This window comes from Winogradskyella psychrotolerans (assembly GCF_018860545.1).
Taxonomy (GTDB): Bacteria; Bacteroidota; Bacteroidia; order Flavobacteriales; family Flavobacteriaceae; genus Winogradskyella; species Winogradskyella psychrotolerans_A.
Window position 1 is genome coordinate 20,572 of sequence record NZ_JAHKPN010000024.1, and the last position, 15,719, is coordinate 36,290.

Genomic DNA, 15,719 nt, shown 5'->3' on the forward strand with positions numbered 1-15,719 from the left:
GTTAATTTGAAGTATGATTACGCTAAAAAACAAATCACAACAACTTAAAAATCAATATTTTAAACCTATAAAAAACAAAACCCACCCTTATGGTTAGACAAGGATGGGAAAAAATTGCTATGAAAAAGAAAAATTACCGCTAATTAGATTAGCGATAATTCAAATATACTAAATTTTATTAAATAGGCACTCTTTATGAAAACATATCTTTTACCTTTTCAAAAAAAGATTTATCTGAGCTTTCTGGTTTAGGCTCAAAATGTTCGTCTTCTTTCATGCTTTCAAAAAATGCTTTCTGCTTTTTACTTAAAGTCTTTGGTGTCCAAACATTTACATGAACCAACAAATCTCCTTTGCCGTAACCATTAATACTTGGAATACCTTTTCCTCGTAATCTCAATATTTTTCCAGATTGTACTCCTGGTTCAATCTTTATTCTCACTTTACCAGTGACAGTATCAATTTCTTTAGAGTTTCCTAAAACCGCATCGGGCAAACTAACATACATATCGTAGTGTAGATTATCACCTTCACGTTTTAACGTGGCATGCTCTTCTTCTTGAATGGCAACTAATAAATCACCTGCAATACCATTTCCTGGCGCATCATTACCTTTACCAGTAACTTTAAGTTGCATACCATCTACAACACCTGCTGGAATTTTAACTGTTACTGTTTCATCAGAAACTTTTAAACCATGTGCATCTGCATCTGCTGGCTTTTTATCAATAGTTTGTCCGGCACCTCCACACGTAGGACATGCTGAAGCCGTTTGCATACGACCCAAAATAGTATTGGTTACTCTGGTCACTTGACCTGAACCATTACAGGTGCTACAGGTTTTATACGTTGTACCTGGAGCTTGTATTTTACGTTTTACTTTTATCTTCTTTTCAACACCATTCGCAACATCTTCTAAAGATAACGTGACGCGGATACGCAAGTTACTACCTTTAACAACCCGTTGTTGTCTTCCGCCTCCGCCGAAGCCACTAAATCCGCCTCCACCTCCGAAGCCTCCTCCGAAGATATCACCAAACTGACTGAATATGTCATCCATATTCATGCCGCCTCCGCCACCGAAGCCACCACTGCCATCAAAGGCTTGGTGACCAAATTGGTCATAACGTGCTTTTTTGTCAGCATTACTTAACACTTCATATGCTTCTGCTGCTTTTTTAAACTTTTCTTCAGCACTAGAATCATCTGGATTTTTATCTGGATGATATTTTAATGCCATTTTACGATAAGCTTTTTTTATTTCGGCATCAGATGCTCCTTTACTTAATCCTAATATCTCGTAATAATCTTCTTTCATCAACTAATTTATTCTTGGTTTTCGCAGAAATGTGTACCCTCGTATTTGTAATATTATTGTCCGATAACCACCTTTGGAAAACGAATAACTTTATCTCCTAATTTATAGCCTCGCTCAATAACATCAATGATTTTCCCTTTAAGGTCATCCGTTGGTGCTGGAATTTGTGTTACCGCTTCATGGTGATCTGCATTAAAGGTATCACCTTGTCTCACTTCTATTTTAGACAAGCCCTTTTTCTCTAAAGTATCTACCAATTTATTGTAAATAAGCAAAACACCTTTTCGTAATTCTTCAGCTTCTTTATCATCTTCAATATGCGACAATGCACGTTCAAAGTCATCTAAAACTGGTAGCATAGAGACAACGACATCTTGGCTTGCTGTTTTAAATAATTCTATACGTTCTTTAGTTGTTCGCTTTTTATAATTTTCAAATTCTGCAAACAAACGCATAAATTTATCTTTCTCTGCAGCTACTTGATCTTGTAATTGTTCCTCTGGAGATTTTAAATCTTTTTGCTGTTCTTCTACTTCAGCTTCTGCTGTTATTGTAGTCTGATCCTCAACTTGTGAATCTTCTACATTATTATTTTTATCTTTTTTACTCATTTTGAGTTCTTTTTAAACTTTCAATTAGATTGGCAAAAGTACTGCCATTATTATAAAAATGTCAAAATGTCATTAACATTTTTTTATCACAGTTTAAACACAGTATTTTATATCTTTGTTTTAAACAACTCCAATAAAAGACCTTAAAATGAAATCAAATTTTTTTAAATTTTTCACATTAATTGCATTCATTACATTTTCTAGTTGTGGTGATAAAGCCAAAGAAGCTAACACAACAGATTCCAAAGATGCTGCAGTAGCCAAATCTAACACTCTTAATTACGTTTTAAACACAGATGCGTCTAAGATAGAATGGAAAGGTTTTAAACCAACCGGTTCACATTATGGTACCATTGGTCTTAATGCTGGTAAATTAAACATCAATGATGGATCTATTGAAGGCGGCAAATTTGTAATTGATATGACTAGTATTGTGGTTGAAGATATTCCTGCAGAAGAAAATGGTAATGCTAAATTAACGAATCACCTCATGAGTGATGATTTTTTCAATTCTGAAGCATTTCCTAATGCCATATTTGTAGTTACTGGTATGGAAACTAAGGACGGAAAGTCAATGCTTTCTGGTAACTTAACGATAAAAGAAACCACAAATAACATCAGTTTTCCTATAGCTATTTCTTTCAATGAAGAAAATGACATGACTTTGACTAGTGAAACCTTTACAATTGACCGTTCTAAATGGCACGTTAAATATGGTTCGAAAGCCTTTTTTGATAATTTAGGTGATAAACTAATCAATGATGATATAGAATTAAAAATAACTTTATCAGCTAAGAAAGCTTAGTGAAACTAAATTTTAGTTAAAAAAGCAGTCATATTAATGACTGCTTTTTTTGTTTCAATTATAATGAGTTGGTGTCCCAACAAAAACAACATCTACATCTTTCGCATAAAAAATCCCCAGTTAAGGGGATTTTTAGAAACTAGAACACCTTAATTAGTGCTTTATAAAGCGTTTGGACACTACGGCATCGTTTTGTTTAATTTTTAAAATATAAGTGCCATTTTGTAAGGCTTCAATATTTAAGGCATTGATGTTACCGTTGACAGATTGTTCAAACACTAATCTGCCATTAAGATCATAAATAGTCAATTTAGCATCAGTCAACGTTGCTGTTTTTATGTTCAGCCAATTTTGTGTTGGGTTTGGGTAGATGAACACCTCGTCTTGATCAAAATCTAACACGCTTAAACTCGAATCTACAACCACTGTAATAGGCTCACGAATTACGATTAAATCTGGTAGCACATCATTAGTAATCTCACAATGATAATCTCCGCTATCTGTTTCTTGTGCATTGTATATGATGTAATCTGTGCCAGTAGCCCCTGGTATTAGAACGCCGTCTTTAAACCATTGGTAACTATTGTTTTCGGCATTATCATTTTCACTTCTACCAAGATCGGTATCATTGACATTTAATGTAATATTTACACCCACACCAGACTCTATGAATTCTGCAAGATCTTGGGTGCGTTGTGGTGAGTATGTCAGTGTATTATAATTATCCTCTTGAACGAATGGTTCCATATCGCTAAAGTTGAATCGATTGTTTGATATATCAATATTAGCATCTGGACTGTTGAATGGTAATTCACCATATAAGTTATTGCTATTCATATCAAAATATTGAAGATTGATTAGGTTTGATAGTGATGAAGGCAATACTCCTTCAAAATTGTTCTCCGCTAGATTTACAGTCTGAAGATTTACTAAATTACCTAAAGATGTTGGTATCACACCCGAAAAATCACTTCCATAACCTCCAAAATCACCTCCATATAACGTTAAATTTGTGAGTTGGGTAAGGTTTCCTATGGATTCTGGTAAAGGTCCAGTAAAATTATTACCCAACATTCTAATCTCAGTAAGACTGACAAGCCCACCAATACTCTCAGGAATCTGACCTGTCATACTTGTTGCTTGAATCCAAAACTTTTTTAACTGGGTAAGGTTCCCAATACTTTCTGGAATAGAACCTGTAAGATTGTAGTCGCCTAAACCAATATACAAACCAACTAGATTAGTAAGATCACCTAGCGCCTCTGGGAGTTGACCATTAAGGCCAACACTTTGTCGAGAGAGAACTACCACTTTATTCCCTGCAGTAGTAACACCATTCCATGTCGATACAGGAGCTGATGTATTCCAATTTTCAGCATATGTTCCACCCCAATTTTCACCACCTGTTGCATTATAAAAAGCGATTAAAGCGTCGCGCTCGGTTTCACTTACAGGCCCTTTTAAATCTATAGTAGCCCTCTTAATAATAAGATCTGGCACACTACTACTTGTTGCAAAACAATGGTAAGTATCTAAATCTTCATCTTGTACATTGACTAAATTTAAGCTATTGGTAGTTTCCTCTGGTAAGATAGTACCACTATCATAAATATAACCCCTGTACCATAGGTACTGTACATCTGTACCTAATACAGGTGTCATTGAAAAACTATAGTCATTACCTATTTCGGCATCAATATTTAATTCCTCGTCAATAGGATTCTGAGGGTTATAGCTAAAAGTAGACAATGTACTGTTCTCCGTAAAATGAGCTTCTAGATCTTGAAAGCTAAAATTATTATTATATAAGATAAAACCTTCTAAATTGGGAAGAACGCTAAAATCTGGAATCTCGCCATAGAGCTCATTATTAGCAATTGCAAGCGCAGAGAGCTCTATTAGATTTGTGAAAGATGTAGGCAAAGTACCGAGAAGTCCATTATTGCTAAGGGCAATATCTGTAACATGGCCATCCACAACCGTAACACCATGCCATGTTTCTACAAATGCATCTGTATTCCAATTGGTATTGGTAGTCCAGTTAGGTCCATCCGTTGCGTTATACAAATCTATTAGTGTTTGGCGCTCTAAAGCTGGAACATCTTGAAGTAGTGTTGCACTAAATTTAGAAACGTCATAAAACCCTGATCTGTATACAAAGATATAATACGATTGTCCCTCAACGAAATTAAGTGTTATATTGGTATTACCTATACTGCATCCTGATTCCATAGTTAAATCGGAATACGATGCATTCAGATTTGGTGAAGAATAAGCATGGATAAAAACCGGAGAATTAGTATCAATTTCCGTATCATCTTGATTAGTTATGTTAAAAAATACCGTTCCTGTAGTCGTCGCAGTAAATTTATAATGTATTAATTCATAATTGTCAACTGGACACCCTCCTGCCGACTCTCCTCCCGCAGTCGCTAAACCCAGTCGAAGATTTTCATCTACAAAATCAAATGCTGTAATTTCTGTTGCATTTTCAATTAAATCATTCGGTGGTACTTGGGCAAAGGTTGCTAATGTTAATAATAAAGTCGTAAAACTGAGTAGTAGTCTTTTCATAATTAAAATTTTAAATTGGGTGAATAAATAGCGGTAATAAAATTAATGTGCCCTATTAAGACATACAATACTCAAATTAAGTATTTTACAGTCATTAAGTTCTGTTTGTTTTTTCAGAAGCCAAACCCTCACTTCAGAGCATTCTTATTAAGAGAAGCTTTTCTAAGTACGAAGCCTTAAGGTGACCTGATATTTCGTAAAACTATATAAACGTCTATTGTTAATCTAGTTGCGATTTAGCAGCTGTCACTATAGAAAAAAAAGAGGCATTGTTTCATCATAATTGGATTTAATTATTAGCTCTGTAAACTTACAAAACACTATAAACCAAAAAAATACCCATTATTGGGTATTTTTTTAATTTATCTTTTAGGCCTAATATTATCTATATAACGGAATATTTAATCCTAAATACACATCTGTAGTCTTAGAACTATCAGACAGCAAGTTTGTAAAAACAGATCCCGAACCAACAGTTAAAGGGCCTAAACGCATACCACCACCAAAAGACATATCACCATATTGTCTAAAACTTAATGGAGCGTAAAAGCTAAACCATTTGGTTTCTAATCGCGGTGCCAACGTTACGGTATTAATAACTGAAGTGCTCAATTCTGAACCTTTTTTTACCATAGATAAGTTGGCTTGTGCGCTCACAAACCATTTTTTTGCTAATCTGTAATCTACAAGTAAATGTAATGCTGTTGGTAATTTAATTTTTGCTTCTTTATCAGTTTCTACTCCGTTGTAATTATTTTCTAAAAAGTCCTCTATATCTTCTTCAGGATCTGACGTATTTACGGTAGCATTTAAATCATAATTATTAACTGTTGTATTATCATAATTTATAGCACCAATATCTGTCACTGAGACACCGACTTTAAATTTGTAAGGATCTTTGTACGTAGGAAGCTCATCATTCTCACGGTCCTTGTACCATTGATACGTGAACCCAATATCTAAACCATAACCAGCAGTAAGATTACTAAAATCTATATCATCAGATTCAAAATCTTGGCTAGTACCATAGTTTAAACGCCCTTGGGTTACTAAAGTTTCCGTAGATGCATCATAGTTTCCTGCCAAACCAGGACTACTCATAAAGGCACTACCTGCTCCAAGAAGATACTTCAATGTCACCCCTCCTTTTAATATATGGTTGGGTTTCTCAATAAGAATTCTACCATAGGCCAATCCTACTTCTGCCCAGGCATGTACGGTTCCGTTTAAATGTTTTGAGTCAAAACTAAAGTCATCATCCGTATCAAATTCATCTTCAATAGCTTCAAAAAGCTCACCACTTATATTGTTAATATTAAAGTTTGCTCTTACTCTAGCAACAACACCAATACTGCTTTTTTTATTAAGGTTAAACATAAATGATGGCAATGCAATATCTGCGTTTAAAAAAAAATTATTGGCGTCACTTGGGAATTTTTCGGCATCTTCATCAAAATCAAAACTACCATTAGAATTCAAAAGATCATTGATATTAATTCCCAAATAATCACTTCCACCAAAAAGACTAGCAGAAACTAAATTAATATCGGCTCTTAAATTAGAACCAACAATACTTGAAGGGTTATACATAACACCTTGGATACCAGAGTAATTATCAATAGCATGGCCAACATAACTTTGTGCAAAAGCCATGTTTAAGGTCAGTAAAAAAACAAATAGGTTACATAGTGTAGTGTGTTTCATTATGAATTAAGTTTAGGTTGTGACGAAATTAAAATTATAATTGAATTAGGATTTTTTTTTCTAGATATATAACCGTTTATAAAGGTTAAAGAATAATTATGATAATAAAATACCCAAAACTGGGTCCATTTTTCTTTGGAATTTGAAAGTTTCATATGCAACAAAAACCTTAAAATCTGTATTTCTTTTCTAAGGCATAGCGCATTAACTCTCCCTTACCTTGAAGTCCAAGAATCCTAATCATGTTTTTACGGTGCGTATCAACCGTATGCACACCTATAAAAAGTTCATCGGCAATTTCTCGAGATGTTTTTCCTTGTGCTACAAAACTTAAGATTTCCACTTGTCGCTTGGTTAAAATACTTTTCGCCTTTTTATTGGTGTCATTTTCTACTTCTATTTCAATATTTGCATCAAAATAAGTATTGCCATGATATACCGCTCTTACGGCTTTCAAAACTTCCTCTAAAGGCGAGTTTTTTAATAAATACCCCGAGGCTCCAGCATCTAACATTTGATTAATGGCATCCTTTTGATCGAACATTGTAAACCCTAAAACTTTGATATGTGGCCACTCTTTTTTAATTTCTTTTGTAGCTGTAATACCATCCATTTTTGGCATTCTAATATCGGTAATAACCAGATTGGGTTGCTTAAGACGTACTAAATCTAAAAGTGTCTCACCATCGTTGGCTGTACCAACAATATCAATATCATCTGCGTATTCTAATAATAATTTTATACCATCAATAAGCGATTGATGGTCTTCTGCAATGGCTAGTCGTATCATATTGGTATATCTATTATGATGGTAGTTCCTTTGTTTATTTCAGACTCAATAGTCAGTTGACCTTCCAAGTGTTCTACACGTTTATCAATACTGCTAATACCCATACCTTTATTAGTTTTGGTGATTTGATTAGGATTAAAACCTTTTCCGTTGTCCTCAACCATAATGTTTATAATATCCTCATGATTGGTGAGATGAATAGTAACTTCTGAAGCTTCAGCATGTTTTATAACATTGGTCGTTAACTCTTGAATGATCCTAAAAAGCGTTAACTCTAAACTGTTTTCCAAACGATTATCCAAACCATGATCTAACACTTCGACTTCAATTTTATTTGATGTTGAAACCTTATCAGCCATATGCCGCACTGCTTTTAACAAACCTTGCTTAGCAATAACACCAGAGTTTTTAGCATGTGCTACCGAACGTACTTTTTGATACGCTTCTTCAATTAAATTATTGGTTTTGCTATAAAGTTCTGGGGAGTCTTTATCCTTTAAAGCGTTAAAATGTAGCTTTACATTTGCCATGAGTCCACCCAAATCATCATGAAGATCATTAGCAATACGTTGGCGCTCTTTTTCTTGACCTTCGATCATGGCATCTATGGTTATTAACTCTTGTTCTTTTAAAACCGTTGCTAATTTTTGAGATTCTAATTCTTTTTCTTGCTCGGCTAATTTTTGTTGTCGTTTAGTGTTCTTTAATATTAAAAAAACTATGACGCTCCCTAAAGCTAGACTTCCTCCAAGACCAAAGGCGATGTTTTGGTTTTGTTTTCTTTTAGCTTCAATTTCTAAATTGTCTGCCCTAAGTTTTTCATTATTATACCTTTCTTCAATAGCTATGATAGATGAATTTTGATCTTTTAAGTTGATAACATCTTTTATAGAATCATATTTATATAGATAATCATAAGCATTTACCCAATCTTTCATATAATAAAACGTAGCATCAATATTGGAATAAAGAATTTTTTTGCTCTTTCTATTTAATCGTGGTAATTCTATTTTTTCGGCTTTATTATAATATTCTAATGCATTGACGTACTCTTGTTTTCTTCTGTAAGCATTACCTATATTATTAAAAATACCAAACTCGGTATTTAAGCTTTTAAAATTTATAGTGTCACTATAATAATGGGATAGCGCCTTATTGTAGTAAAAAATTGCAGAATCTTGGTCCTTATATTTTCTAGAATACAACGAGCCAATATATGTTGAAATATTCATCTGCATTTTTGTACTATCGATATCAATCGCCTGTTTTAGGGCCTTAAATAAATAATACTTCGCAGAATCCTTTTGGTTATTTTTTATTTTTTCTATACCTATATGTGTATCATAAGCGATCATCCATTTATTAGAATTTGTACGTTTGGCATGCTCATAAACTTCCTGGAGGTAGTAGGCTGTATTGGATTCTAAATTATTCTGACTATCCAATAATAAATAAATTTCTAAATTAATTTCAGCTATTTTTTCAGCAACCTTCTCTTTTTTATAGAAATCTAAAGCCGTTTTATAATAACCAAGGGCACTGTCTTCCAAATTTAAATTTTCATACGACTTAGCGATCATAAAATTTACCTCAGCCAATTCTATAGTATTAGTGGACTTCAATTGAGAACTAGCAAGGTTAATAACAGCTTGATAATTCTCGTTTTTATAAAGTAATTGGATTTCTGAAACAGAGGTAAACAGTGACTCTTGCCCCATACTACTAATAGGCCAGAACACAAATATGAGTATGGTCAATACTATTTTATCCACCTATTATGATATCTCCTTCTTGTTCTCTAGGTTTTTTTTCACCAAATAATGAAGTTAAAGCAAGTGGCAACCCACAAGGATTACTATCATATGTAGTTCCCATGGCAGCAACACAACCTTTAAAATCGTTTAAAAGACCATCTATATAGAAAGCATCATCATGAAACACGTATACTTTTAACTTCTTATGTTTTGCTAAATTTAATTTACATAGACCAACTTTATCTATTTCGATCGTTGTTGTTAAAAAATGAGAGGTATCATATTTACGTGTGATAGCTCCATCTAGTTTATTTAACAAAACAACTATAGCATTGATATCTTTGGTTGAAACATTTAATACATCTACAATTTCATTTGTTTTATTAGGTGGATTATAGATTGGAAAGTTCAAGTAAATCTCACCATCATTCATATTAGTGTCGAAAGAATTCCCTGAAATTCCCTCAGTATCAAAATGTCTATCCTTAAACGTTATTTTCTCTTCAGTGGTCAATTCTCTCTGAGATTGCTTAGGTACGTACTTATTTGAAGTTCTTGATATATTGAAAAGTCTTTTTTTTACATCTTCGAGTTCGATCTGAGATTTATTGAAACCTTTTTCTAAGTTACTTAGTTCAGTATTTCGCTCTTTTAATTTCTTATTGCAATCTGAACAATCGTTGCATCCAAAAATTAAAAAAATGGGAAAAATCAATAGATTCCACTTTAACACTTTAGTTTTCATCTGTATAAGGTATTAGTTGGTTACATACAAAGGTGCTAAATAGAAGCACACCAAAACATACCTAGTACAGGGTATATTTCTGAAAAAAGTTAAAGCTAAAATGTTAATTGTGCAGAAATTTCAGACAAACGACCTAAAAAACAGATGATTACATAAAAACAAACTTTATAGCTGCAATCATGCCTATAAAACCAATAAAAGCAATGAGTACCCAAATTGTACCTTTATAATACTTTTTGTGAAGTAGAAGATCTTTTCGATACTGAAAGCCAATAACGATTGCAAAGGCAATAAAAAATAATATTCCAAAAATCAATTGACCAGTACTAAACATCTTCTTATTTTTATGCAAAAATAAGGATTAAAACCACAACTATGCAAGACAAAATTAAGGCTGTAAAAGCATTCCACACCGCTTTTAAAATTGGACATCGCGAAACTCCAAAAGCCGACTTAGGTTTAGACAAAAACCTATTACGTTACGAGTTAATGCGCGAAGAAAATGAAGAATATTTAGAAGCTGCTAAGACTAATGATTTAGTGGAAGTTGCTGATGCTTTAGGAGATATGCTTTACATACTTTGTGGTACCATAATAGAACATGGCATGCAGCATAAAATTGAAGAAGTATTTGAAGAAATACAACGCAGTAATATGAGCAAATTAGGAGCCGATGGAGAACCTATTTATCGTGAAGATGGTAAGGTACTAAAAGGTCCAAATTACTTTAAACCAAATATAAAAGACATCTTAGAGTCATAAAAAAAAAAGCAGCTATTCACTGAGATTAGACGAAGTGTAGCTGCTTTTTTCTATTTTAAAAATAACGCATTTATTTTATTTCATATCTCCAATTGTGAGTATCATCAGAAATATTATACTGAATATCTAATAATGTTTGTTTAAATAATTTAGCATAAGAATCTTCGGCTCCAGAAATTTCAAACAACTCATTACGATGTTGAAATGCAGAAATCTCGCTAATAACAGCTGCAGTACCTGCTCCAAAAACCTCCTTCAAACTTCCGTCCTTTGCAGCATTCTTTATTTCATCTACTTTGACTTGTCTGACTTCACAAGTAATTCCTAAGTCCTCTGCTAATTGAATTATACTTTTTCTTGTAATTCCGTCTAAAATACGATCACTAACCGGTGCTGTGATTAACGTATCATTGACTCTAAAAAAGACATTCATAGTACCAGCTTCTTCTAAAAACGTATGTGAATCTGCATCAGTCCAAATAATTTGTTGAAAGCCTTCTTTTTGCGCTAAACTTGTTGGATAAAATTGCGCGGCATAATTACCTGCTGCTTTTGCGGCACCAACACCTCCATTTGCAGATCTACTAAACTCTTCTGCTACTAAAACACGAACCGGAGAATTGTAATATGATTGTGCAGGAGAACAAATAATCATAAATCGATACATATTTGCCGGAGACGCAGAAATTGCTGGTTCAGTTGCAATTACAAAAGGACGTATATACATAGAGTTTCCTATGCCTGGTTTTATCCAGTCATTATCCAACTTTAACAATTCCTCTAAACCTTCAAAGAAATACTCTTCTGGAAACGCTGGTATTGCCAAACGTGCTGCAGATTTGTTAATGCGTTCAAAATTTGCCTTTGGTCTAAATAGAAATACCTTTCCATCGTCATCTTTATAAGCTTTCATACCTTCAAAAACCGCTTGTCCATAATGAAACACTCGTGCAGAAGGATCAAATGTCATTGGCTGATAAGGCATAATTTTGGGATCTTGCCATTTACCGTCTTCATAATCACAAACAAACATATGGTCTGTAAACACACGACCAAAGTCTAAGTTACTAAAATCTACTGTATTAATTTTAGATGTTTCAGAAGTTTCAATGCTGAGTTTATCTGTATGATTGGCCATAATTATATGTGATTTTAAAACAAAAGTACATAATCAGTACGTTTAATAAAAGGTTATATTCCGTTAAATTAACTAAATTTGTAATTATATAATAATTCAAATCAAAACCTTTTAATAATGAAAAAAATCATTTTACTTTTTGCAATAAGCTTAGTTGCATTCTCTTGCAAAGACGACACTAAAACAGCAGAAGTTAAAGCTGAAGACGCACCACAAGAAATCGCTTATGCCTCTTTCGGAAAAGAAATAAATGACACCGATGCATTAACATCTGCAGACTTGATGGAAAAATACAAAACCTTAAAAGCGGGTGATACCATTACGTCTAAAGTAAAAGGTAAAATCATTGAGGTCTGTTCTAAAAAAGGCTGTTGGATGACCTTAGATATGGGTGACGACAATAAAGTGATGGTAAAATTTAAGGATTACGGTTTTTTTATGCCTTTAAATGCTGAAGGTGAAGTCGTAATGAACGGAAAAGCATACGTTTCAGAAACTCCAGTTGAAGAATTAAGACATTATGCTGAAGATGCTGATAAAACCGCAGAAGAAATTGCAATGATTACTGACCCTAAATTTGAATATGGTTTTGAAGCCGATGGAGTTTTACTTAAACAATAAAGTTTTAAACATCGGTATTTTTTTCTTTTTGATACTCGTAAGCTGTAAAAATGAAGAAAAAGTTACCGAAGAACCTATAAAGAAAGCTGTTGTATACGATATGTATCAACCTTCTGAAATGGCAGGTTTCATGAATGCTATGTACGCTTACAATCAACAATTAAAAGCACAAATTGTTGCTGGTGAAACCCCAACAAGCTTACCTATAGATTTATTAAAATTGCATTCCGCAGAAATGACGGATGGTAAATCTAGAACTCAAAATTGGCAAAGTTTTGTCAATGTATTTATAGCCTCGCAAGAAGCGGTTGTAGACACATTATCTAATACGGAGCTCAAAGAACGTTATAATAATGCGATTAACAATTGCTTAAACTGTCATAAAACGGAATGCACAGGACCGATTCCTAAAATTAAGAAACTACTGATTCAGTAAAAAAGATATAAGATTGCTACGCTTTTAGAATCAATAAGCAAGACTTGATTCTAACAAAATAACAAACAGAAGTATTTTTAGTTAAACTGAAATATTTGGTTCAAAAAGAAATCAGATGCATCGTGTGACAAAAATTGAATAGTCAAAAACATTTGAAAAGAAATATAATTACCACATCGGATGGTTCTAAAACCATACAAATAGAAGAATGGAACGAGCAATACCATTCCATTCATGGTGCTATACAAGAAGCAAATCACGTTTTTATGAAACATGGTTTGCTTTTTTATGCAGAAACCAACCTTCCATCTAAAACTGAAAGCATATCGATTTTAGAAATAGGTTTTGGAACAGGCCTCAATGCCTTTTTAACACTTATTGAAGCCGAAAAGTTAAAGCTAAACATCAATTACGTTGGTGTTGAAGCCTATCCTGTTCAACTTGAAGAAATTAAACAACTCAATTATATTGAATTAATTTCGAAGGAACATGAAGCCAATTTTGAAAAATTACATGATACACCTTGGGAGGAATCCTCTGAAATCACCTCGAATTTTCAATTAGAAAAACAAGAAAAATTCTTTAAGGACATAACCACTGAAAACGCTTTTAACATTATTTATTTTGATGCCTTTGGCGCACGTGTTCAACCCGACTTATGGACTGAAGATATTTTTAAAATTATGTTTAAAGCCCTTAAACCAAATGGTATTTTAGTGACCTATTCTGCTAAAGGCAGTGTACGACGTGCCATGCAAGCCGTCGGATTTACAGTTGAGCGCCTACCTGGACCTCCTGGCAAACGTGAAATGTTACGAGCCCAAAAAAAAGGGCTTGTAACATTCAGCGACATACAATGAGCTAAATGTTGAGAGGAACGAAGTATTCAACGAAGTGAAACGAGTTAAATGTTGAGAGCAACGAAACATTCAGTGAACGAATAGTGAGCTAAATGTTACACGCCAAATACTTTAAATCTAAAAATCTAAACCTAAAAGCTTCGTCACTTCGAGTGAAATTCCGCTTTTTAGGAATTTTGTATCGAGAAGCTTATGTGTAACCAAGGTTCTCGATACATTTCTCGCTAACTCGAAACACTCGAACTGACGTAAGAGGTAATTTGAAAACAGCTCTCTTCTCATCTATTTAACTTTTCAACTTTACATCTTTGCTACTTTGCTGCTTTGCAACTTTGAAACTTCACAACTTACAACTCCACCCAAACGTTAAATCCTAACTAAAGTCATTACAAACACTTTAGACCTTTTGTATCTTTACATAAAAAGAAAAATGACCGTTTTAATTACAGGAGCTACAGGATTAATTGGGCAGAAAATTGTAAAACAATGTCATGCTGAGAACATTAATGTACATTATTTAACGACTTCTAAATCCAAATTAAGTACAGAATCAAACTACAAAGGGTTTTATTGGGACCCAAATAATAATGAGATAGATCATCATTGTTTTGAAGGAGTGTCTGTCATAATTAATATGGTTGGTGCTTCTATTTCAAAACGTTGGACGGACGATTACAAAAAAGTCATTCTGAACAGTAGAACAGAAACCGCTCAACTACTACAAGACACCATAAAAAAATATAATTATAAAATTGACCACGTGGTGTCGGCGAGCGCTATAGGTATTTATCCAACAAGCTTAATTAACTACTACGAAGAAACCAATACTGAGATTTCAGATACATTTCTTGGCACGGTAGTCCATAAGTGGGAAGCTGCTGTAGATGGTTTTAAAGCTTTAGGTTGTAAAGTGACCAAAATTAGAATCGGATTGGTGCTCGCTAGAGATGGTGGTGCTTTACCCGAAATAGTAAAACCAATAAAGTTTGGTGCTGGCGCTGCATTTGGAAGTGGTAAACAGTGGCAAAGTTGGATTCATGTAGATGATTTAGCATCACTTTTTGTGTTTGCTGTACAAAATGAATTTGACGGTATTTATAATGGAGTGGCACCAAATCCGGTGAGTAATAAAGAGCTTACTAAAGCTGCTGCTCGTATTTTAAAGCGTCCTTTGATTCTACCAAAAATTCCAAAATTCGCCATGAAACTCATTTTAGGTGAGATGCATATTCTGTTGTTTGAAAGTCAACGTGTCAGCTCTCAGAAAGTGCACTCTGAAGGTTTTAATTTCACGTTTGTGAATTTGAAACCTGCTTTGGAGGATTTGTTGAAATAAGTTTTGACATCCATCAAATGAATAACCTGAAAATAAATAATATCAAGAAACGTCAGTTCGAGTGATTTTGAAATACGAAAAACTGTATCGAGAACCTTGATTACATATTAGCTTCTCGATACAAAATTCCTAAATAGCGGAATTTCACTCGAAGTGACGATACCTTGTATTTGAGGTTTCGACTGCGCTCAACCTGACATTGAGTATTAAAACGACCACAAAGCGTCAGTTCGAGTGATTTTGAAATACGAAAAATTGTATCGAG

The 15,719-nt window shown here is 33.7% G+C and carries 15 protein-coding genes; 6 read left to right on the forward strand and 9 right to left on the reverse strand.

What is annotated here, in order from left to right; genetic code table 11:
- Positions 1-193 precede the first annotated feature (193 nt).
- Positions 194-1,318: a molecular chaperone DnaJ gene (gene dnaJ, locus KO515_RS09230; protein WP_215936083.1), complete on the reverse strand. Its 1,125-nt coding sequence runs from the start codon at positions 1,316-1,318 to the stop codon at positions 194-196.
- A gap of 53 nt (positions 1,319-1,371) precedes the next feature.
- Positions 1,372-1,929, reverse strand: a complete 558-nt coding sequence (locus KO515_RS09235) for a nucleotide exchange factor GrpE (RefSeq protein WP_215936084.1) — start codon at positions 1,927-1,929, stop codon at positions 1,372-1,374.
- 148 nt (positions 1,930-2,077) lie between these two features.
- Between KO515_RS09235 and KO515_RS09240 the strand changes: the two genes are divergently transcribed.
- A complete protein-coding gene (locus KO515_RS09240; protein ID WP_215936085.1) occupies positions 2,078-2,734 on the forward strand; it encodes a YceI family protein in 657 nt (218 codons plus the stop codon).
- A 153-nt stretch (positions 2,735-2,887) separates the two neighbouring features.
- On the opposite strand, the gene KO515_RS09245 is transcribed toward KO515_RS09240, so the two are convergent.
- The 6 genes from KO515_RS09245 to KO515_RS09270 all read right to left on the reverse strand — a co-directional run bounded on the left by KO515_RS09245 (position 2,888) and on the right by KO515_RS09270 (position 10,635).
- Positions 2,888-5,308: a T9SS type A sorting domain-containing protein gene (locus KO515_RS09245; protein ID WP_215936086.1), complete on the reverse strand. Its 2,421-nt coding sequence runs from the start codon at positions 5,306-5,308 to the stop codon at positions 2,888-2,890.
- Between the two features lie 381 nt (positions 5,309-5,689).
- The gene (locus KO515_RS09250) at positions 5,690-6,961 is read right to left on the reverse strand and encodes a DUF5723 family protein (protein WP_215936087.1); all 1,272 of its coding nucleotides are present in this window, start codon (positions 6,959-6,961) and stop codon (positions 5,690-5,692) included.
- Positions 6,962-7,181: 220 nt separating this feature from the next.
- A complete protein-coding gene (locus tag KO515_RS09255) occupies positions 7,182-7,802 on the reverse strand; it encodes a response regulator transcription factor (protein ID WP_215936088.1) in 621 nt (206 codons plus the stop codon).
- Positions 7,799-9,559, reverse strand: a complete 1,761-nt coding sequence (locus tag KO515_RS09260) for an ATP-binding protein (RefSeq protein ID WP_215936089.1) — start codon at positions 9,557-9,559, stop codon at positions 7,799-7,801. Before KO515_RS09260 ends, KO515_RS09255 begins: the two co-directional genes overlap by 4 nt.
- A 7-nt stretch (positions 9,560-9,566) precedes the next feature.
- On the reverse strand, positions 9,567-10,301 hold the full coding sequence (locus KO515_RS09265; protein WP_215936090.1) for a hypothetical protein: 735 nt from the start codon (positions 10,299-10,301) through the stop codon (positions 9,567-9,569).
- A 148-nt stretch (positions 10,302-10,449) separates the two neighbouring features.
- Positions 10,450-10,635 (reverse strand): hypothetical protein, encoded by a 186-nt coding sequence (locus KO515_RS09270; RefSeq protein ID WP_215936091.1) that lies wholly within the window; start codon positions 10,633-10,635, stop codon positions 10,450-10,452.
- A gap of 41 nt (positions 10,636-10,676) precedes the next feature.
- Between KO515_RS09270 and KO515_RS09275 the strand changes: the two genes are divergently transcribed.
- A complete protein-coding gene (locus KO515_RS09275; RefSeq protein ID WP_215936092.1) occupies positions 10,677-11,063 on the forward strand; it encodes a nucleoside triphosphate pyrophosphohydrolase family protein in 387 nt (128 codons plus the stop codon).
- Positions 11,064-11,133: 70 nt separating this feature from the next.
- Here the strand turns inward: KO515_RS09275 and KO515_RS09280 are convergent, their stop codons facing one another.
- The gene (locus tag KO515_RS09280) at positions 11,134-12,201 is read right to left on the reverse strand and encodes a branched-chain amino acid aminotransferase (RefSeq protein WP_215936093.1); all 1,068 of its coding nucleotides are present in this window, start codon (positions 12,199-12,201) and stop codon (positions 11,134-11,136) included.
- A 117-nt stretch (positions 12,202-12,318) separates the two neighbouring features.
- On the opposite strand from KO515_RS09280, the gene KO515_RS09285 reads away from it, so the two are divergent.
- From KO515_RS09285 to KO515_RS09300, 4 genes are all read left to right on the forward strand, one after another.
- Positions 12,319-12,822, forward strand: coding sequence for a DUF4920 domain-containing protein (locus KO515_RS09285; RefSeq protein ID WP_215936094.1), 504 nt, complete (start codon positions 12,319-12,321; stop codon positions 12,820-12,822).
- The gene (locus KO515_RS09290) at positions 12,800-13,258 is read left to right on the forward strand and encodes a hypothetical protein (RefSeq protein WP_215936095.1); all 459 of its coding nucleotides are present in this window, start codon (positions 12,800-12,802) and stop codon (positions 13,256-13,258) included. The genes KO515_RS09285 and KO515_RS09290 overlap by 23 nt, the downstream gene beginning before the upstream one ends.
- 152 nt (positions 13,259-13,410) lie before the next feature.
- A complete protein-coding gene (gene mnmD, locus KO515_RS09295; protein WP_215936096.1) occupies positions 13,411-14,118 on the forward strand; it encodes a tRNA (5-methylaminomethyl-2-thiouridine)(34)-methyltransferase MnmD in 708 nt (235 codons plus the stop codon).
- Positions 14,119-14,548: 430 nt separating this feature from the next.
- Positions 14,549-15,454: a TIGR01777 family oxidoreductase gene (locus KO515_RS09300; protein ID WP_215936097.1), complete on the forward strand. Its 906-nt coding sequence runs from the start codon at positions 14,549-14,551 to the stop codon at positions 15,452-15,454.
- Positions 15,455-15,719: the final 265 nt, after the last annotated feature.